At 34.4% G+C, this 20,302-nt stretch carries 14 protein-coding genes; 8 read left to right on the forward strand and 6 right to left on the reverse strand.

Annotated features, from left to right (window positions below; translation table 11 throughout):
* Positions 1 to 23 precede the first annotated feature (23 nt).
* Complete coding sequence (locus HYN56_RS12945; RefSeq protein WP_109194793.1) at positions 24 to 737, forward strand: hypothetical protein; 714 nt, start codon at positions 24 to 26, stop codon at positions 735 to 737.
* A 130-nt stretch (positions 738 to 867) separates the two neighbouring features.
* Here HYN56_RS12945 and HYN56_RS12950 read toward each other — a convergent pair whose 3' ends face one another.
* Positions 868 to 1,395, reverse strand: coding sequence for a hypothetical protein (locus HYN56_RS12950; RefSeq protein ID WP_109192560.1), 528 nt, complete (start codon positions 1,393 to 1,395; stop codon positions 868 to 870).
* A 221-nt stretch (positions 1,396 to 1,616) separates the two neighbouring features.
* On the opposite strand from HYN56_RS12950, the gene guaA reads away from it, so the two are divergent.
* The 4 genes from guaA to HYN56_RS12970 all read left to right on the forward strand — a co-directional run bounded on the left by guaA (position 1,617) and on the right by HYN56_RS12970 (position 7,700).
* Positions 1,617 to 3,146, forward strand: a complete 1,530-nt coding sequence (gene guaA / locus HYN56_RS12955) for a glutamine-hydrolyzing GMP synthase (RefSeq protein ID WP_109192561.1) — start codon at positions 1,617 to 1,619, stop codon at positions 3,144 to 3,146.
* Positions 3,147 to 3,209: 63 nt separating this feature from the next.
* Positions 3,210 to 5,126, forward strand: coding sequence for a LysM peptidoglycan-binding domain-containing protein (locus tag HYN56_RS12960; RefSeq protein WP_109192562.1), 1,917 nt, complete (start codon positions 3,210 to 3,212; stop codon positions 5,124 to 5,126).
* A 94-nt stretch (positions 5,127 to 5,220) separates the two neighbouring features.
* Positions 5,221 to 7,299 (forward strand): PBP1 and LysM peptidoglycan-binding domain-containing protein, encoded by a 2,079-nt coding sequence (locus HYN56_RS12965; RefSeq protein ID WP_109192563.1) that lies wholly within the window; start codon positions 5,221 to 5,223, stop codon positions 7,297 to 7,299.
* Entirely contained in the window at positions 7,299 to 7,700 is a 402-nt protein-coding gene (locus HYN56_RS12970) for an OsmC family protein (RefSeq protein WP_091491432.1), read from the forward strand. Before HYN56_RS12965 ends, HYN56_RS12970 begins: the two co-directional genes overlap by 1 nt.
* Positions 7,701 to 7,923: 223 nt before the next feature.
* Here HYN56_RS12970 and HYN56_RS12975 read toward each other — a convergent pair whose 3' ends face one another.
* The 4 genes from HYN56_RS12975 to HYN56_RS12990 form a co-directional block, all read right to left on the reverse strand.
* Positions 7,924 to 9,261, reverse strand: a complete 1,338-nt coding sequence (locus tag HYN56_RS12975; protein ID WP_240622700.1) for a Gfo/Idh/MocA family protein — start codon at positions 9,259 to 9,261, stop codon at positions 7,924 to 7,926.
* 198 nt (positions 9,262 to 9,459) lie between these two features.
* The gene (locus HYN56_RS12980) at positions 9,460 to 10,779 is read right to left on the reverse strand and encodes a DUF3472 domain-containing protein (protein WP_109192565.1); all 1,320 of its coding nucleotides are present in this window, start codon (positions 10,777 to 10,779) and stop codon (positions 9,460 to 9,462) included.
* 89 nt (positions 10,780 to 10,868) lie between these two features.
* Positions 10,869 to 12,566 carry a RagB/SusD family nutrient uptake outer membrane protein gene (locus HYN56_RS12985; protein WP_109192566.1) on the reverse strand — a complete coding sequence of 566 codons (1,698 nt, stop codon included), beginning with the start codon at positions 12,564 to 12,566 and terminating at the stop codon, positions 10,869 to 10,871.
* 10 nt (positions 12,567 to 12,576) lie between these two features.
* Positions 12,577 to 15,639: a SusC/RagA family TonB-linked outer membrane protein gene (locus tag HYN56_RS12990; RefSeq protein WP_109192567.1), complete on the reverse strand. Its 3,063-nt coding sequence runs from the start codon at positions 15,637 to 15,639 to the stop codon at positions 12,577 to 12,579.
* A 621-nt stretch (positions 15,640 to 16,260) separates the two neighbouring features.
* On the opposite strand from HYN56_RS12990, the gene HYN56_RS12995 reads away from it, so the two are divergent.
* Positions 16,261 to 16,911 carry a sugar-binding protein gene (locus HYN56_RS12995; RefSeq protein WP_109192568.1) on the forward strand — a complete coding sequence of 217 codons (651 nt, stop codon included), beginning with the start codon at positions 16,261 to 16,263 and terminating at the stop codon, positions 16,909 to 16,911.
* Between the two features lie 13 nt (positions 16,912 to 16,924).
* Here the strand turns inward: HYN56_RS12995 and HYN56_RS13000 are convergent, their stop codons facing one another.
* Positions 16,925 to 17,965, reverse strand: coding sequence for a LacI family DNA-binding transcriptional regulator (locus HYN56_RS13000; RefSeq protein ID WP_109192569.1), 1,041 nt, complete (start codon positions 17,963 to 17,965; stop codon positions 16,925 to 16,927).
* A gap of 231 nt (positions 17,966 to 18,196) precedes the next feature.
* Between HYN56_RS13000 and HYN56_RS13005 the strand changes: the two genes are divergently transcribed.
* Both HYN56_RS13005 and HYN56_RS13010 read left to right on the forward strand, forming a co-directional pair.
* The gene (locus HYN56_RS13005) at positions 18,197 to 19,288 is read left to right on the forward strand and encodes a mevalonate kinase family protein (RefSeq protein ID WP_109192570.1); all 1,092 of its coding nucleotides are present in this window, start codon (positions 18,197 to 18,199) and stop codon (positions 19,286 to 19,288) included.
* A gap of 6 nt (positions 19,289 to 19,294) precedes the next feature.
* Positions 19,295 to 20,176, forward strand: a complete 882-nt coding sequence (locus HYN56_RS13010; protein WP_109192571.1) for a sugar phosphate nucleotidyltransferase — start codon at positions 19,295 to 19,297, stop codon at positions 20,174 to 20,176.
* Positions 20,177 to 20,302: the final 126 nt, after the last annotated feature.

The following is a 20,302-nucleotide window of genomic DNA, read 5'->3' on the forward strand; positions in this document are numbered from 1 at the left end:
GCCGATTCGATAATATTAATTCAATGAAGCACATTTTATTTTTCATATTATTTTTTACTGCTTTGTCAGTATCTGCCCAAGGTGAATTTAATTCTAAATTCAAAGCTATTCCTGCTCCAAAGTTCAGTGCAAAACCTAAAAAAACGCCAATTCCAGAAGTAAAAGATCCTCAGGCAGAGGTTAGTGATATTCCGGGTATTAAAACTCCAAATGTTTTTGAAAACACCACTATAACTCCCAAATCTAAATTTCAGATTGGAGAAGAAAAAAGCAAATTTACCATGTCTACCGAAACTGATTTTGCTAATCCCGGCGATCGTTATGTAGCAAAAATGGAAAAAGATCTGGACAAAGCTTTAAAAGATGCCGGTTTAAGAGAAGGTCGTGGCGTTTTGGTCAAGAAAAATATATCGCTAGGGGATTTTAAAACCAAATCAGAATATTTCATTGTTAAATTCCGTGATTTTGGAGCCATTGATGGAGATTTAGTGAAAGTGTCTTCAAATGATTATGTAATTAGAGACCGACTTTTATTAGATTCTAATTATCAATCGGTAAAAATAAATCTTGCTCAGGGTTTCAATAAATTAGATTTTGAGGCTTTAAATATCGGTACACTTGGTGGTAATACTGCAGAAATACAAGTGTTTGACGATAAAGGGAATATGGTTACAAGTGATTATTGGGATAATCTGGCGGCAGGTTTTAAGGCGTCTATTGTGGTGACGAAAGAATGATTTTTTTGAGTTGTTAAGGTTCTGAGATACTAAGTTTTTTTGAAACTTAAACACAAATAAAAAATGAGGTTCTATGTTTAGAACCTCATTTTTTATACAATCTGATTAGAAATCTCAGTATCTTAGTATCTTAGAAAGGATCTGCAGTAACTCTAAATTTCATATCTGCTTTTACAGTAACATCTTTTGTTAAAGTTTCTTTTAGGGTTACCTGAGTTCTGATTTTGTAACTGTCGGCTTTAATGTATTGATCAAGTCTTTTATCTGTACAGATCAAATCGATTGAATTAGTTGAAACATTAATATTGTCCTGATAAGCCAATTCAATTTCATCAGAATTTGTGGTTGAAATATAGATGTGAACTGATTTTAAAAACGTAAACGTTTTGTCAGAGGGATCAGATATAGATAATTTCAGAGATCTGATTTTCACATCTTTTACTAAACTCGCTTTTGTTTTGTTGTTCTCAAATTCAGCCGAAGAATTGGTTGTAACTTCCGGAGTGATTATTTCCGAAGGCAGATTGATTGGAGAAGTACTCTGGATTTTAATCGAAGCTGAATTAGAAATGTTAAAGCTTAACAAATCATCAACCGTGTTACAGGAGCTTAAAAAAATTGACAAGAAAACTGTCAAGACAATAAATTTTGATTTCATAGTTAAATTTAAATGGGTTTTTCGATAGATACGAAATAATTGGGGGTTTGGATTTTTCTTTTTAAGATTCTTAGTTTCTAAGGTGATAAGATGCTAAGTTTTTTTAGATTTTGAAATATAAAATATCAGAATCTTAGATGCTTAGAATCTTAGCATGTTTTGATTTTAAAAAAAATCAAAAATCAATTTTTGAATTTCGAATATAAAAAGTACTTTTGCGCATGCAACACAACGTACTTATTTTAGATTTCGGGTCGCAATATACTCAGCTTATTGCGCGTAGAGTTCGCGAATTAAATATATTCTGCGAAATTTTTCCTTACAATCACATTCCAAGTGATTTATCAAGTTATAAAGCCGTAATTTTAGGAGGAAGCCCTTTCTCTGTTAGAGGTGAAGATGCTCCACATCCTGATTTATCGCAAATTAGAGGTAAAATGCCTTTACTTGCTGTTTGTTACGGAGCTCAGTATTTAGCGCATTTCAGCGGTGGAGAAGTAGCCGCTTCAAACACAAGAGAATACGGTAGAGCAAACTTATCTTATATTAAAGAAGCTGAAACTTTCTTTGACGGAGTTTCAGAAAACAGCCAGGTTTGGATGAGCCATAGCGATAGTATCAAAGCGCTTCCAACAAATGCTGTAAAATTAGCAAGCACGCATGATGTAGAATACGCAGCTTACAAAATTGAAGGCGAAACTACTTATGCAATTCAATACCACCCGGAAGTTTACCATTCAACAGATGGAAAAAAAATGCTGGAAAACTTCTTAGTAAAAATTGCTGAAGTTCCTCAAAACTTTACTCCAAATGCTTTCGTTGATGAAATGGTAGCTGAATTAAAAGAGAAATTAGGAAACGACAAAGTGGTTCTTGGTTTATCTGGAGGAGTAGATTCTACGGTAGCGGCAGTTTTATTAAACAAAGCAATCGGACAAAACTTATATTGCATCTTCGTTAACAACGGACTTTTACGTAAAAATGAATTCCAAAATGTATTAGATCAATACAAAGGAATGGGATTAAATGTAAAAGGAGTTGACGCTGGAGATCGTTTCCTTGGCGAATTAGCAGGAATCAGCGACCCAGAAACCAAACGTAAAACAATTGGTCGTGTATTTATCGAAGTTTTTGATGATGAATCACACTTATTAGAAGATGTAAAATGGTTGGCTCAGGGAACAATTTACCCAGACGTAATTGAATCTGTTTCGGTAAAAGGACCATCTGCAACTATTAAATCGCATCATAACGTGGGCGGATTGCCGGATTATATGAAATTAAAAATTGTAGAACCGCTTAGAATGTTGTTTAAAGACGAAGTTCGTAGAGTTGGTGCTACATTAGGAATAGATCCTGAATTATTAGGAAGACACCCTTTCCCGGGGCCAGGATTATCAATTAGAATTTTAGGAGATATTACTCCGGAGAAAGTTAGAATTTTACAAGATGTAGATTCTGTATTTATTGAAGGATTAAAATCTTGGGGATTATACGATAAAGTTTGGCAGGCTGGAGCAATTTTGCTTCCTGTAAACTCTGTTGGGGTTATGGGCGATGAGCGTACGTACGAAAAAGTAGTAGCGCTTAGAGCTGTAGAATCAACAGATGGTATGACTGCTGACTGGGTTCATTTACCTTACGATTTCTTGATGAAAGTATCCAACGATATTATCAATAAGGTAAAAGGCGTGAATCGTGTTGTTTACGATATTAGTTCAAAACCACCAGCAACAATTGAGTGGGAATAGTAGCATATTTTAAAATTAAGGTCTTACATTTGTAAGGCCTTAATTTTTTATAACCTACTATTTATGAGAGAACTTTTAATAATTTCTCTTGTCTTTATTTTGTCTTTTAACAAAATAATTGCGCAAGATTCAATTATCGAGCACAAGATTCAAAAAGGTGAAACCGCTTATTTTATTGCCCAAAAGTATAAGGTTTCTTTAGATGAGATTTACAAACTCAACCCCGAATCGCAAAACGGAATCAAGGATAATCAAGTTTTAAAGATTCCGGTTCATTCCTCCCAACAAATTAGTACAGAAAAGCAGCAAACTCATATTGTTGCACCAAAAGAAACACTGTTTGGTTTATCAAAACAATATCATGTTTCGTTAGAAGCCATTCAAAATGCCAATCAGGAAATTCTTGCCGGTGGACTCCAAATTGGTCAGGAATTAATTATTCCTCAAAATTCAGATCATTTCTCCAAACAAGAAATTGTTGTTTCTTCAAAAGCAACACATCAGGTTCTGGCAAAAGAATCTTTATTTAGTATTGCCAGACAGTATAATGTTTCGGTTCAGGATTTGGAAAATCTTAATAAAGATATTTTGATTAATGGCTTACAAATTGGCCAGGCAATTTCAATTCCAAACAAAAGAAAAACTATTGATGGAAGAGTTCGTGTTATCAATCAGGAAACGGTTTTTCATGTTGTTGAGCCAAAGGAAACCAAGTTTTCGATTGCAAAGAAATACGGAATTTCAATTGATCAGTTAGAATCTCAAAACCCAGAAATTGTAAACGGATTAATTGTTGGAAATAAATTAGCCATCAATACAAAAGGAATTCAGCCCGCAAACGAAAGTGAAGAATTAATGTTGGCTTTGGCCGAAAAACAAGTTGTTGTTGAGAAAACTAAAGCCAAAACGGTTGAAATTGAAGATTTAAAAGATCGTTTGGTTGTTCAGAAAGAAATGAACCAGAAAATCATTAAGATTAACGATTTAAAAGTGAATCTGAATGATATGAATGGCTCTAAAGAAAATTCGGTTGAAAAACTTCGTCTGGTTTTAGAAGCCAATAAAAATGTTCAGGATGTTTTAATGGTAAAATTGGATTCGCTTGTTGTTGCCATGAACAATGATTTGAAAGAATTAAAGCGAATGGATATTTTGAATGTAGAAGAATCAAAAAGATTGGAGAAACAATCTTCTGAAGGAATCAATAAAACTAATGAATTATCGTCTCAATTGAAAAAAGAATTGGCAGAAAACAGAAAAGTGTATGCCGGTTTGATGAATAAAGTAGAGAAAATTGCCGTTGAAGAAAATCAGGAATACAAAAAGAAAATCCGCGAAAGCGAGAAAAAAACGAATACAGAACCTTTACAGCAACGTTTATCTTTAGAAGAAATTAAACGTTATAAAATAGAGCAGGAGAAAGGCGATGCGCAAAATCAGCTTTTAATTGCTAAGATTGATTCCTTAGACAATCAGAAAAAAATTGAAGTAAAAAGACACATCAGCAAAGCTTCTTATTACAGTATGGAAGCTCGAAAATTTGATGATAAACTGGCTTTGGTTAAACTGAAAAAATATCAGGATGAAGCAGTCAAAAAACGGAAGAAAGAGAATACTGTAGAAAATTCAAAAACAATTTCACTGGAAGAAATGAAACAGGAATTGAAAGACAATCCGTTAAGACCTGATAAAACAGTAAAAGTAGAAGTTTATGATAATCTTAGAGAAGTTTCGAATGGGTATTACTTAGTTTTGGGTATATTTACAGACGCAGTTGACCGAGATAAGCTTATTATGAAACTCATTGATTCTGGCGATTTTAATGCTAGTTTCTTCTTCAATATCAATAGCCTTTCGTACTATGTTTACAGTGATAAATTCGAAAACATGGAAGAAGTGCTTTATAAATGCAAGAAAAAAGAAGAAGATGAGTTATATAAAGAAATCGTAATTGCCAAAGCAGAAATCGACTTGAGGTGATTTTGAGATGAGTTTACAAACGGCCCGAATTTTGCTTCGGAGTAGATCTGTGAGATATTTTTGAATTAGAAATTAAATTGTTTTAAGCCATATTATGAAATACTATTTAACATTATTATCCCTTGTATTCTTTATTAGTTCAAGTGCTTTTTCACAAGAAAAAGTGGTGAAATATAAAGTGTCAAGCGGTGAAACTATTAATCAGATTGCACAGAAATTTAAGGTTACACCTTATGATATTTACAAACTTAATCCGGATGCCAGAACAGGAATAAGCCCAAATACAGTTTTGTTGATTCCAACAGCGGCTGGAGAAGCGAAAAAAGAAGTTGCTGAAACTAAAGCTGCCGTTTCTTCAGGAAAAGATATTATTCATGAAGTACAACCGAAAGAAACATTCTACAGCATTGAGCATAAATATGGAATTTCTGATGAAGCGTTAAAAGCAGCAAATCCATTTTTAGAGAAAACAGGAGTTCAGATTGGACAAAAACTGGTAATTCCTGCGAAAGGATCAGCTCCTAAAACAGCAGCTAAACCGACTGGAAAAGAAAAAGGAATTGAAAAATATGTTTATCATGACGTGCAGCCAAAAGAAACAAAATTTGGTATTGCAAAACAGTACAATATGTCTGTTGCGGAGTTAGAGAAAAAAAATCCGGATATCGTTACGAATTTGCCGGTTGGTTACAGATTAACAATAAAAGGAACTGCTCCAAAAACAGAAAGTACTCTGGCAGAAACAGCTAAACCTGCTGAGAATAAAAAGCCGGCGGAAACTTCGAAAAAGGCGGTTACTTACATGGATTATCAGGTTAAACCAAAAGAAACTTTGTACAGTTTGTCCAGAACTTTTCATTTGACTCAGGATGAATTAACAGCGCTTAATCCATCACTTTCTGAAGGTGTAAAAGAAGGAATGGTTTTAAAAGTTCCAACAGGATATTTAGCTCCGGTTGCGATTGTTACAGCACAAGTACCTGCAGAAAAACCAGTTGAAACTTCAGTTAACCGACCATCAGAAAGTAGTGGTGGCGGAATTAAGATTATTGATAAAGTAAAATCAACTGAGAACGATAATGTAGAAATTGTAGAATTGACTAAAAAGAGAGGAGCTAATGAGCGTAAAAAAGTAGCTTTACTACTTCCTTTTAATTTGGCTAAAGTGCAAAGTGATACTTCCGGAACAGCTAACAGAATTAAAAATGATAAGTTCTTAAATATGACTTTAGATTTTTATTCCGGAGCTATGATGGCAATCGATTCTGCTAAAACTTTGAAATTGCCAATTGATGTTACGATTTATGATTCTCAGGAAACTAAAACAACATCTAATGTTTCTGGTTTGATTTCTAAACTTCAGGATGCAGATGCCGTAATTGGACCATTCTATCAAAGTAATGCAGAAGCGGCAGCAAATTCACTTCGTTTGTATAATGTGCCGGTAATTTCACCATTATCAAAAGATATCGCAAATCCAATTGATAATTTATATCAGACTATCCCGGCAAACGATGTGATTAGAAATTCAGTTTTTGATTATATGCGATCTAAAAACGGAAATATTGTAGCAGTAGTAGATAAGAAAAAAGAGTCGGTTATCAATTATATCAGACAAAATCAAAAAGGAGTAGCATTTGCATCCCTGACTGAAACCGGTGGTTTGGACGTAGCTAATTTAAAAAGTCTGTTAATTCCCGGACGAATGAATTATGTTGTAATGGAAACTGGAAATACTGCGATGGTTAAAACGACAATAAAGGCTTTACTTGATTCTCAGAAAACCTGTCAGGTACAGCTTGTAATTCTGGAGCCAAACAGCACATTGGATACAGATGAAATTAGTTTTGATAACTTGGTAAAACTAAAATTGATGTATCCGTCTGTAACTCGCGAAAGTGATGAACAATCTGTTTTAATTTATGAAAAACAATATCGTCTGAAAAACAAAGCCAATCCAACGACTTACGCAACAAGAGGATTTGATGTGACGTTTGACACGATGATGCGTTTGGTACAAGGAAAAACATTTCAGGAAACCGCTGACTTAATGACCACACAACAAGTAGATAATAAATTTCAATATTACAGAAAAGAAGACGGCGGACACGCTAACAAAGGTGTTTACATCTTATATTACGATAGTGACTTAACTTTAAAAGTAGCAAATTAATGACATCAAAAGTAACCTATTTAGGCGATTTAAGAACAAGTTCAATTCACGTGCAGTCAGGCAGCGAAATCATTTCTGATGCACCATTAGATAACAACGGAAAAGGAGAAGCGTTTTCTCCAACAGATACTGTCGCCAATGCTTTAGCAAGCTGTATGATGACGATTATGGGAATTAAAGCCCGTGATTTAGAAGTTGATTTTGTAGGTTCAACTGCAGAAGTAACAAAGATCATGAATGCAGAACCAAGAAGAATTGGTGCAATCGAAATTGTTTTTAATATGAAAAGCAATGCTGATGAAAAAAGCAGAACAATTCTGGAACGTGCAGCAATGACTTGTCCAGTGTTTTTAAGTTTAAGCAGTGAAATTGAAAAGAAAATTAGTTTTAACTGGAATTAATTTTTAATAAATAAAAAAAGAGGCTGTCTGCAAAGGCAGCCTCTTTTTTTTTATAAGCTTCTGAGAAGCGAAATATTAATAGCAAAGAATAGACATGATTGAAATTCTATAAATATTTTGCCCGCTGGGCTTTTAAAGCGATTTCTTTTTTTAGGAATGGTCTAAAACAGACAAGAGAGCAACATCTACTTTGCTCTCTTGTCCCTTTCTAACTAACCAATAATTATTCTGAAAATTCTAATTTTTTCAATTTGTTCCATCCGCCTCGAGTGAAATCTGGAATTTCAACAGGAGCAGAATTATTGTCTAATGAAATTTCGGTTAATGAACCCAGACAAGACCATTCAGCCAAATCGTAAACATCCATATCTAATGGAAGTCCTTTTTGCAGACAGTGAATTAAACGGTAATCCATAATGAAATCCATTCCGCCGTGACCGCCCACTTTTTTAGCCTGTTCCTCGATTCCTTTTGCAATTGGATGTTTGTATTTTTCCATTAAAGCTTTTTTTACTTCTTCCGGAACAAAAGAGTGGGCACTTAATTTTTCATGATTTGGTTTAACATCATCACCAAGTTCTTTTCCATCTAAAGCATAACCTTCTAACGGATATTTATTCGCAAAACCTTTTGTACCGCTCAATTGGTACATTCTGCTGTAAGGACGAGGAGAAGTAACATCATGCTGTATCTGGATTGTTTTCCCGTTTTCAGTACGAATCATCGTCATAGTATGATCTCCATTTCTAAAATCTTTGATTTCTTTTCCTGATTTTTCTTTGATATAAGCTGGATTTCCAACTGCTTTGGTATCCATAGAAACCAGGAAATTCATTTTGTCTCCACGGTGAATGTTTAAAGCCTGACAAGCCGGCCCCATTCCGTGAGTTGCATAAACATCACCACGGTGTTTGATGTTGTAATCCATTCTCCAATTGTTCCAGTATTCTCCCCAAAATGGTTGTAACCCATGAATGTATGAACCTTCGGCATGAAGAATTTCTCCAAAAACACCTTGCTGCGCCATATTTAAAGTAGTTAATTCAAAGAAATCATAAACGCAGTTTTCTAATTGCATGCAGTGTTTGCGAGTCTTTTCAGAAGTATCGATCAGTTCCCAGATTTCGTTCATGGTTAAAGCTCCCGGAACTTCAATAGCAACATGTTTACCATCTTTCATCGCCTGAACTCCAATAACAGCATGATGAAGCCAATCTGTAGCTACATAAACTAAATCTACATTTGGTAAAGCGGTAACTTTTCTCCAGGCATTTTCGTCTCCGTAAAATTCCTGAGCTTTAGGAAAACCAGCTTTTGTTAGAATTTCATTAGACTTTGCAGTGTTTTCTTGTGTCATATCGCATAATGCCACAATTTCAACACCCGGAATATGTGTCATACGTTCTACAGCTCCGGGACCACGCATTCCTAGTCCGATAAAAGCAACACGAACCGTAGGAATCGCCGGCGCCGCTAAACGTAAAACATCGGTCTGACCTTTAGCACGTGCAGGAGTTTTTGTCTTTATCATTTGAGCAGATGCAAATGTTCCCCACAACATAATGCATGTGGCTAAAATGAATTTTAAATTACTGGTTTTCATAGTTAATTTGTTTTAAATGTTTTGATAGTTTTTCAACTATCGGAAATACTGAATTTTTTATTTTTTTACCATTAAGAAATAAGTTCATAAAGTCTGGCTTAAATTGCTTATTCTCTTAATGGTAAAAAGAAAATTAAGCTTGATTTTGAAAATGTATTACTGTAAATTATTAAAATCTATTTCTGGCTTCTTATTGTTGAGTGGTCTGGTAAAGTTAGTTTTTGGCATTGTATAATTATTAAAAAAGCCTCCATTTTTTAAGTAGAAAGAGTTGTTTTCTGTTCCGCCTGCGAAATCCATTCGGTATTCTTTAGCTCCTGTATTATCATTCGTAAATCTGGCAGTATTAAGTTCTGTCCATTTACCTTTTTCATCACAAATCCATTGATTATTGAAGAAAACTGTACGAGAATAATCACCTTGTTCCGGAATAAAATTTTCTAAAAATGAATGAAATCTCTTTAAATAAGTATTCGTTTCGGGACGACTGAAACTGGCAATCAGCATCCATTTATTCTCTTCCGGAGCGAAAAAGTAAGCGGTGTAAGTGGTTGTATTATTTCCGTTTGGTGTACCTTTTAGCAGGAATTTGTAAGTTGTGCCTGCTTTCCAATTGTACTTTAAATAGCTTTGTCCGCCGGAACCTTCATTACCAAATTCTCCTGTATGTACATTTTCTCCTTTTTTGAGCATTTGGATTTTATGTGATTCTGGAATACTGGCTGGATCATCTGTATTGAACGGACTCCAAACCGAAAATAAAACTCTTCTTTCAGTTGCTGAATTGACCTGAATTCCGAAATAGCCTTCGCCAAAACCATTTGCCATAAAATAAGAACCAATTTTATCTTCGTTTTCAGGAACCGTCATTTCGTTATAAAACCATTCAGCATTAATGTTCTCAGGAATAGCATAATTTAGGTGGACAGAGGGACCTCGGCGTCCCCAATGATAAAAATTACCTTCGTTGTTGGGAACAAAAGAGATTTTTCCGTCATAATCTGCGCTGGAAATTTTTAATCTGTCCATAGACGGAAAACGATCACCATTTTTACTAATTCCTTTTATTTTTAATGCCACATAACCTTCTTGATTGATTTTCCAGTTTCCAATTAAAACAGCTTTTTTAGAAGTAGTGAAAGTTATTTTTTTTGTTTCATTAAGAATGGAAAATTCAACTTCAGATTTTCCGAAAACTTCAACTGATTCTTCAACGGAAATTTGGAAAGTTCCCGGTTTAAAAATTCTGAAATAAACAGTAAAAGTTTCATTAGAATCCTTCCAGTTTTCGATTCCATTATCTGTAATATTGCTTTCCTCTAAATGTTTAGAACTATAAGCATTTCCTGCTAACGGTAAAGAAATAGAGGTTTTAGGATTTTCGATTGTGTTATTTTCTGAATTTGTTTCACTGTGATCAGCACAGGAAAAAGAAGCGAGGGAAAATGCTAAAATAAGATGGAGTAAATTTTTCATCAGTAAGTTTTGAATGATTAACTTTTTTAAACCTCTCTAATCTTTACAATTAGAGAGGCTGTTAAAAACAATAAACAAATCTAAAACGATTATGGGTTTTGGGTCAAAGTTCCCGGATATGCATTAATTTCTGATTGCGGAATGTATTGCACGACTCTTAAACTTGTTGCAGGCACATCATTCATAGGCAAATGCGGACCTGGATAACGTCGCGTCATAGTTTGCCCATTTCGATATACATCATAACCACGGTGCGCTTCAAAAGCCAATTCCAATTGACGTTCTTCATCGATTCTCTGCACAGCATTTGTACTGTTTAAAGAAGTGTAACTGCCACCAATAATGGCTCTTTCGCGAACAATATTCAAATTAGTCAAAGCATTGCTGTAATCGCCTTTTTTAGCATAAGCTTCAGCAAGATTTAAATACATTTCTGCTAATCGTGAAATAATAGGAGAGTGCAAGTGAGAATCATTATCCTGAAGCGAACATTTGGTAATATAATACATTGGATAAACACGGTTTAAAAGCATCATATAATCCTTTTCACCCGTATACGTTTTTCCTTCATAGACAATCGAATATTGATTTTCTGCAGCATTTACAGTAGTCAAATTGTAATTTGTAGTACCGATAGTAATATAGAATGAACCATCAGGATTACGTTTTAGAGGTTGTTGCATATAATTATATCCAGTTTGAGTTCCTCCGGTATTATAAACATCATATATAAAACGGAAAGCTTCTGTTTTGTTTCCTGCAGCATCTGTAGCATATTGCGGATCAATAAAAGCCCAGCGTGCGTCATTTTTTCCTCCGGCTTTGCGAAGTAAATCTAAATATTTAGCGCTGGCATACATTTCGCCCCAGCCTTGTCCTTGAATGTTGGCATACATACCACCAATTCCATAATAGTGATCATAGCCCGAAAATTCAGAAGCAACTTGTTTTACAGCAAAAATAGTTTCGGTTTGTTCTGGAGCGTCGGGAGCATATGTATTGTACTTCATGAAACTATTACGACTCAACATGCTGTAACGCCCGCTAGCAATTACCTTGTTTGAATATTCGATAGACTGCGTTGCATATTCCTGATTTGGCGTTTCATAAGTGCCGCTCATGTATAAGTAGATTCTGGAAAGCATTGCCTGCGCAGCTTCTTTAGTCGCATAAGCAGCGGTTTTCCCTTCATTCATTAAAGATTCCGCTTTTTTCAAGTCATTTATAGCTTGCGCATAAGTATCTTTTACAGTAGAACGATCTGGCAATGTTAAATTGTCTAAATCGGCTGGCAGACCATTTACAATTGGAACTCCTAGATTGGTTTCAGGAGATTGCGCATAAGGTCTTCCATACGTTTTGCATAGGTAGAAATAAATCATACCTCTTAAATAATAGGCTTCTCCTAATTGCTGATCTACAGCATCGCTTTCTCCTTCTTTAATAATTTTAATTAAATCACTTGACTGCGAAATAATTTTATAGCTATTGTTCCAAAAAACAGATAAACGTCCGTTATTGGTCACATGCTGATAGGATATGAAAGAGTAGAAAGAATCTGTAGAAGTTCCTCTAATCATAATATTATCGCCAGGATATTCTCCAACTCTGTGCATTACATCAGACCAGCCTTTAAGCTGTGCATAACAACCATTTAATAAAACTTCGATAGAAGCCTCTTTATCTTCCTGAATTTTATCTTGTGTATAGGAATTAAAAGGTTCTCTGTCTAACTCACATGAAGACAGGAAACTAATTGCTGTAAATAATAGAAATATCTTTTTCATGATTTTGTTTTTAAAGAGTTAAGTTAAGTCCTAATACCACTTTTCTTGTTGAAGGATAGACCTGTGTAGCAACACCGGTAATGGCACCATTAATTGGTGGGATTTCAGGATCAACACCAGAATAATGTGTAATAGTGAATAAATTTTCTCCAGCGATGTACAATCTTAAATTTGAAATGTAAAGACTCTCGATTGGCATATTGTAGCCTAAAGTCACACTTCTCATTTTAAGGTAAGTTCCAGTTTCTAAGAAACGGGAAGAAGCTTTGTTGGAGTTGCTTGGGTTGTTGTAGATAGCCTGTGGATGCGTTGCAATATCTCCGGGTTTTTCCCAACGGCTCCAGCCACTGTGTAAATTCATTTGATTACGGTCTGTATAAGCTCCATCTGAATCAAATTCAGCTCTTGCATAGTTGTAAATTTCTCCGCCAACAGAATAACTGAATATCGCTGCAAAATCGAAATTTTTATAATTTAGATTAGTAGAAAAACCTCCAAAAAAGTCCGGAGTATAAGCGCTAATTACTTTTTGATTTTTAGAAGCAGCTGCATAATCGTAAGTTTTCACACGCGCTCCGTTTGCATCTGTTGTCATCCATTGTGGTTTTCCGTTTTCGGGATCAACGCCAGCCCATTCGGTAAGGTACCAGCTATCAACATCCAATCCTGGTGTGAGCAATTTATTAGCAGAACCTGCAATACCGCTTCCGTCACCAACAATAATTTGTGTTTTACCACCGTAAAGACTGGTTACTTTATTTTTGTTTGTTCCAATGTTGGCATCAACAGACCATTTAAAGTTGTCGTTTTTAATGATGTCTACATTTATAGAAGCTTCAAAACCTCTATTGTTTACCGCTCCAACGTTTCTCCAAATACTGGTTACTCCAATTACGCCCGGAAGTGGTACTTGGTATAAAAGATCAGAAGTGTTTTTATTATAATAATCTAAAGTAATGTTCACACGATTAAACAATCCAATATCCAATCCGATATCTCCTGTGTATGTTTTTTCCCAGCTTAAATCCGGATTACCCAATTGCGAAATTAAAGCGCCAGGATTTTCATTGTAACTTTGAGAGAAAGAATACAAAGGCAGATGCCCGTATAAGCTGTTAGGTCTGTTTCCTACTGAACCATAACTTGCTTTCAATTTTAGGTTATGAATAAAATCGGCATGGAAAAAGCTTTCTTTATGAATGTTCCAACCGCCGCTTACAGAAAAGAAATTTCCGTATTGTGCATTTTTACCAAAGTTGGAAGCACCGTCACGACGAAAAGAAACCTGTGCCAAATAACGGTCATCATAAGAATAATTTATATTCGATAATAAAGACTGAACGGCCCATTGTGCTCTTCCTCCGCCTACTTTTTCAGGAACCGCCGCTGCATCTGCAACAATAATTCCCGGCGGAATTCCGGTCGCGATTCCGTTACTATATTTAGAGTTGTATTCGTTCCATTCATAACCTGCAACAGCATTAAAACTATGTTTATCAAAAGTTTTATTAAATCTTAAAAGCTGGTTGCTGTAAACTCTGTTATAATTACTAAAATAATCTTCAATTCTTCCTTTCACCGCTTCTCCTGAAGAAGATCTCGGATCTGAGTAATACGTTGAGGTATAACTTCCGAAAATATAATTATTAACCGAAGCAAAAGTCAACCAGTCTGTAAATTTAATGTCGAAATCCATGTTGGCACGAACAGTATAACTTTCAGATTCACCATAATTCCACTGTAAATCGTACAGATAATTAGAACCTGTTGTATTTACCCAAGTTGGGTTTGGAGCATTTCCAACCAAAGTTCCATCTTCTAAATATGGACTATCCCAAGGCATGTTTCCGTACAACGCGCCTACAGAATGCTGTTGGTCAAATGTAGTTTCTTTAGTTAAATTGATTTGAGGACGTAAAGTAAACCAATTACTTGGCTTGTACTCAAATTTCATTAAACCATTGTATTTTTTATATTCATATCCTTTTATGGCTCCGGTTTCGTCATAATAGCCAAGAGAAACATAACTTTTAAAATTATCACCGCCTCCGCTGATCGATAAATTATAATCGTTTGCTATTCCTGTTTTACTGCCGTTATCCCACCAATCATAGTTTTTGTTTCGCAGTTCAGGAGTCCACCACCAAACATTTTGGAAATCTTCTTTGTTAGCAAAAGAATCATATAAATCATATAATTCTGCGCCGTTCATAATGTCAAAATTTCCGTTGTTGATTGTTGTCATTGCAGTTCTTGCAGAAAAACTAATGGCAGGTTTGCCTTTTTTACCGCTTTTTGTAGTTACTACGATAACTCCGTTTGCTCCCTGCGAACCATAAACGGCTGTAGATGCAGCATCTTTAAGAACAGTAAGAGTTTCGATATCGGCTGGGTTCATATTTCCAGAGCTGTTTCCAACAATAACGCCGTCAATAACCCAAAGTGGATCAGTGCTTCCGTTTACCGTTGTTCTACCGCGGATAATAATTTTTCCAACAGATCCAGGCTGTCCTCCGCCTGTATTCACAAAAACACCGGTTGCTTTTCCTGCCAGCATATTTTCTACTGCTGGAGTTGTAACGTCAACGATTTTTTTGTTGTCTAAAGTTTGAAGAGATCCTGTTAAACTTTCCTTTTTCACTTTGCTGTATCCAACAACGACTACTTCGTCCATTTGTTGGCCAGCTTCTTTCATAGTGATTTTTAAAGAAGAATTTCCAGCTGGTACTTCCTGTTCCTGCATTCCAAGGAATGAAAATACTAATATGGTTGAAGCGCTTGGCACTTCTATGGCAAAACTTCCATCCATATCGGTTTGAACACCAGTTTTACTTCCTTTAATCACAACATTAACTCCAGGGATCGGAGTTCCTTTTTCATCTACTACTTTTCCTTTTACAATTTTTTGAAATGCCAATAAACTGGTTTTGTTTGAAGCATTTTCATTAATTGGTGCTGCAGAAGCGGCTTGAATACTTAATGTCAGCAATGAAAATAATGCCGTTTTTAAGCTTTTTTCAAGTACTGAATGCATTCTAAAAGTTCGAGACTTTTTGGCGAATACTTTTTTCATACTCTGGTTAGGTTTTGGTTAATAATTGAGTTTTTTGGTATTGTTGATTACATATTAAAATTTCAGTTTTGTTGACTTTTTTAGGCTAAAAGTGATCAAAAAAGGATAAGAATTTCAACGCTAAAATTGTAATTGTTCGACGAAACTATAGATTAAAAAATTATAAAACAAGAAAAAACAGAAAAAATGTGCTCGAACACACAAAATTTATGTTCTCGAGCACATAAAATTGTGTTACTGATTTTTTTTCTGATAAAAAGTTGTTGATTTTCTAAAATAAAATGTAAAAAGGACAGTTGTCAGATTTAATCGTATTCTTAGCGGGAAGTTTTTATTTTTATGGAATATAAAGTGCTTTTATTTTTTAATAAGAATTTCGCAATTGTTTAATTGTAAAGCTAAGAATTAATCAAGTATTTTTAAAAGTAAAATATATAAGTTTTTTCTTAATCTAATTTTTTTATTGAAGAAATAAAGAAAATCAAAATTAGATTTTCCGAAAAAGTTTGTCTTATTTAGCGTTTTTAAAATGAGTTAATAATGATTATTTTTTAAAAGTTAAAAACGGAGTTATGAAAGCACTTTTTTCCACTTTTAAAAATTAAGCTAAAAACCTTAAAAATGAGTTCAGATCTAAAAGTCTATAAAGTTAGTTTCGTTAAACAAAATGAAATAGTAAATATTGAAAATTTGAATCCTGATTTTTGGGAAAAAGCAAATTGTCTGACTGACTTTTGTTCGCCTTGGAAAACAGAATCTTTTTCTAAAATTGAGTTTAGAGCACGATGGGATTTGGATTATTTGTATTTTAATTTTCAAGTTTTCGATTCAGAAGTCTATACCGACAGAAAAGACAATTCTACAGATAGTATCTGCAATTCAGATCGAGTAGAACTGTTTTTTAGGAAAGATGACAAACTAAGTCCGTATTATTGTTTAGAAATGGATATAGATACTCGTATTCTTGACTTTGAAGCCTATCCCAAATGGAACTTTGATTATGATTGGAAATGGCCTAAAGGACATTTAGAAATATATTCGTTTAAAAATCAGGATTCGTTTATTGTTCAAGGAAAAATAAGTACGGCTTCCTTAAAGTCTTTGGGCTTGCTTCAGGACAATATTATTGAAACAGGTGTTTACCGAGCTAAATTTTCACAGAATGAAAATTTAGAATACGAACCTACCTGGATTACCTGGGTTAATCCTGATACAGAGAGTCCAAATTTTCATATTGCCTCTTCATTTGGACAATTTATTCTTGAACAGTAATTCTTGAAATAAATTAATAGATATAAAAATCGGCATTTTCGACATTAATAATGTCAATTGGAAGTAAAATGGTTTCGGGAATTTCTTTGCTGTATAAGAAATGTTCTGCTAATGTGCTTACCCCTAAATACGCTTGTCTTTTCTGGTTTTGGTGAATTAAAAAATGCAATAATCCCTGATTTAAATAGCTGACATTTTTTTCAATTAAATCGTAACCAATCAAAGCAATTTTTTTATTCTTTAAATCCGAAAGAGTCGTTGCAATTTGGTATGCTTTTGAAGTAGTAATAAAAATGCCTTTCAAATTCGGATTTTCTTCAAGGAAATTTAAAAATTTACTTTCAACATTTGGATGTTTTAATTTTAATGTAGTCAGTGAAAAATTATTCAGTTTCTTTTCTTCAAAATAACTTCTGAAACCTTTTTCTTTTTCCTGCATGTGAACTGCATTCTTTAAGCTTTCGTCGATATGCACAATCGCAATTTGTCCTTCAGTTGAAATTAGGTTCATCAAACTTGCAGCTACACGGCCGCTTTTGTAAAGATCTTGTCCAACAAAACATTTAACAGTATTAGATTCAATCTGATTATTGAAAGTGTTGACCATGATGCCGGATTCTTCATAAACCTTAACAGCATCAATTGTTTCTTTATGAAATACAGGAGCAATTAGAACAGCATCAGGTTCAAGATTTAGCACCACATCATTAGCATTTACAAAAGACTTTTTGCTTTCAGGATTAAAATATTGAATGGTAATGTTAACGCTGTAAGGTTTAAATTCCTTTACCGCATCTTGAATTCCGATCACACAAGGAAGCCAGTACGAGTCTATTTCCGGATCGGGAAGTAGCACACAGATTTTATAAATCTTGGTATTTTTTAAGTTTCTGGCAATTAAATTAGGTTCGTAATCAATAACATTTAAAACCTCATTAATTTTTTCCAGCGCAGCAGGAGAAACCTTCCCTCTGTTGTGCAGCACACGATCTACGGTTCCTTTAGAAACCCCAGCCATTTGCGCAATATCCTTGATTGTGTACTTTTTATCCATATAAGCAAATATAGAAACTTTGGTCAAATAAAAGTAAAAAACTTATAATGTTTCAAGCGTGTGCTCGAGAACATTATTTTAGTGTGTTCGAGCACATTTTTTAATTTTTACTTGTTTTATCAAAATATAATCTATAGTTTCGTACAATCAAAAAACAAAATCAAAGTAAATTTACTAACCAAAATATACTTTAAAACACTGTTTTCTAGTATTTTAATATCATGTTTTTAAATGAAGAAAATTATTGCTTCAGCGCCTGGTCGAACATGTCTTTTTGGAGATCATCAAGATTACCTGGGACTGCCTGTTATAGCTTGTGCCATAAATCGAAATATTAAGCTAATAGCAAAGGAAAATCAAACGAATACTTTTGTTCTTAATATGGTCGATATTAATGAGATACGAGTTATAGGTATAGATGCTTCTTTCGAAAAATTAGAACCACGTGATTATTTTGCTTCTGCGCTGCGTGTTTTACGAAGATATGGATGCAAACCTACTGTAGGTTATACTATTACAATTACGGGAGATATTCCAATTAATTCAGGGACTTCAAGTTCATCGGCTTTATTAATGGCATGGATTCGTTTTCTGATAGAAGCTTTTGGAATCGATCATGAGGTAACTCCCGAATTTCTTTCAAAATTAGGCTACGAGTCTGAAGTTTTGGAACATGGTGAGCCTGGCGGAATGATGGATCATTTTAGTATTGGAGTCGGAAATATAGTTTACATTAATACTAAAGAGCCTTTTTCTGTTAAGATTATTGGAAAAAAGTTAGATGGCTTGATAACCGGAGTTTCCGGTGTTCCTAAAGAAACTATCGGATTGCTGGGCGAATTAAAAGGAAATGCTTTAATGGCGATAGATATTGTAAAACAAAATTATCCCGATTTTGATTTGAATGCCTCAGTAGTTAGTGATTTGGATAAATACAGAAACTGTCTTCCGGATCGCTTGATTCCTTATTTTGAAGCTGCAATCAAAAATTACCATTATACAAAAGAAGCTTTGAAGGAGTTTGAAAAACCAGTTTTAGATCTGCGAAAAATTGGTGCTTTGATGAATAATCATCATGAAGTTTTAAGGGATTTGCTAAAAATAACTGTTCCAAGAATTGATGCTATGATTAATGCTGCTCTTAAAGCAGGAGCTTACGGTGCAAAAATTGTAGGTTCCGGCGGAGGTGGAAGTATTGTAGTTGTTGCAGATCCTAAGAAAGAAGAAACTGTAATAGAAGCGATATTAAATGCGGGTGCTAAAGAAGCTTATGCGGTTAGTGTGGATCCCGGAGTTCGAATAATTGATAATATTGAAAATTAAAATACAATGCATGATAATTTAGTGATTCTGGCCGGTGGAGCTTCGTCCCGTATGAAAAAAGAAGCGATTTTAGATAATTTGTCTCCGGAAGAAATTGCTCAGGCAAATGAAAGAAGTAAAGGTTTGATTGGTGTCGGTTCAAGCGGAAGACCTCTTGTGGATTATCTTTTATGGAATGCCAAAAAAGCAGGTTATAAAAATATTTACATTATAATAGGGGAGCAAGGTGACTTGTTTAAAGAGTTTTATGGAAGTCAGATGAAAAATAATGATTTTCATGGATTAAATATTTCATTTGCTATTCAGTATATTCCGGAAGGGAGAGTAAAACCATTTGGAACTGCCGATGCCTTGTTTCAGGCTGTAGAACAATATCCGGAACTGAACTCTCAGTTTTATTCCGTTTGCAACAGTGATAATTTGTATTCTGCAGAAGCTTTGCGTGCTTTAAGAGAAACCGAAAGCCCAAATGCATTCATAAGTTATGATCGAGATGCAATGGATTTTCCGGCAGAACGTATTTCACGTTTTGCAATTGCAAAATTAGATCAGAACAATCAGTTGCTTGATATCTTAGAAAAGCCTTCAGAAGATGTTTTGGAACAATATAAGGATGCAGAGGGAAAGATACGTGTAAGTATGAATGCTTTTAAATTTAATGGTAAAACATTATACACTCATTTAAAGAATTGTCCTGTACATCCGGAACGTGATGAAAAGGAATTGCCAACGGTGCTTTTAAACTCTGTTAAAGAAAATCCGCAAACTACGCTCGGAATTCCGTTTTCGGAACATGTTCCAGACTTAACTGCTAAAGAAGATATTGCCGATGTAAAAGCATATTTGGCAAAATATTACCCTGATTTAAACTGGAATAGCAAAAATTAACAAAATTTTCATATCTAAATTAGAAATTAAAGAAATTTAATGTACTACTTTTGTTTTGCAAAAAAAATGCAGATATTTGCATAAATTACGCATGAGTAATTAAAGCGTTGATTCTAATTTAGATTT

It is taken from the genome of Flavobacterium crocinum (assembly GCF_003122385.1).
Lineage (GTDB): Bacteria > Bacteroidota > Bacteroidia > Flavobacteriales > Flavobacteriaceae > Flavobacterium > Flavobacterium crocinum.

What these genes read in the sequence shown, in the direction of transcription:
- HYN56_RS12945 (WP_109194793.1), top strand. Translation starts at nt 24, where the DNA reads ATGAAGCACATTTTATTTTTCATATTATTTTTTACTGCTTTGTCAGTA.
- HYN56_RS12950 (WP_109192560.1), bottom strand. Translation starts at nt 1,395, where the DNA reads ATGAAATCAAAATTTATTGTCTTGACAGTTTTCTTGTCAATTTTTTTA.
- guaA (WP_109192561.1), top strand. Translation starts at nt 1,617, where the DNA reads ATGCAACACAACGTACTTATTTTAGATTTCGGGTCGCAATATACTCAG.
- HYN56_RS12960 (WP_109192562.1), top strand. Translation starts at nt 3,210, where the DNA reads ATGAGAGAACTTTTAATAATTTCTCTTGTCTTTATTTTGTCTTTTAAC.
- HYN56_RS12965 (WP_109192563.1), top strand. Translation starts at nt 5,221, where the DNA reads ATGAAATACTATTTAACATTATTATCCCTTGTATTCTTTATTAGTTCA.
- HYN56_RS12970 (WP_091491432.1), top strand. Translation starts at nt 7,299, where the DNA reads ATGACATCAAAAGTAACCTATTTAGGCGATTTAAGAACAAGTTCAATT.
- HYN56_RS12975 (WP_240622700.1), bottom strand. Translation starts at nt 9,261, where the DNA reads ATGTTGTGGGGAACATTTGCATCTGCTCAAATGATAAAGACAAAAACT.
- HYN56_RS12980 (WP_109192565.1), bottom strand. Translation starts at nt 10,779, where the DNA reads ATGAAAAATTTACTCCATCTTATTTTAGCATTTTCCCTCGCTTCTTTT.
- HYN56_RS12985 (WP_109192566.1), bottom strand. Translation starts at nt 12,566, where the DNA reads ATGAAAAAGATATTTCTATTATTTACAGCAATTAGTTTCCTGTCTTCA.
- HYN56_RS12990 (WP_109192567.1), bottom strand. Translation starts at nt 15,639, where the DNA reads ATGAAAAAAGTATTCGCCAAAAAGTCTCGAACTTTTAGAATGCATTCA.
- HYN56_RS12995 (WP_109192568.1), top strand. Translation starts at nt 16,261, where the DNA reads ATGAGTTCAGATCTAAAAGTCTATAAAGTTAGTTTCGTTAAACAAAAT.
- HYN56_RS13000 (WP_109192569.1), bottom strand. Translation starts at nt 17,965, where the DNA reads ATGGATAAAAAGTACACAATCAAGGATATTGCGCAAATGGCTGGGGTT.
- HYN56_RS13005 (WP_109192570.1), top strand. Translation starts at nt 18,197, where the DNA reads ATGAAGAAAATTATTGCTTCAGCGCCTGGTCGAACATGTCTTTTTGGA.
- HYN56_RS13010 (WP_109192571.1), top strand. Translation starts at nt 19,295, where the DNA reads ATGCATGATAATTTAGTGATTCTGGCCGGTGGAGCTTCGTCCCGTATG.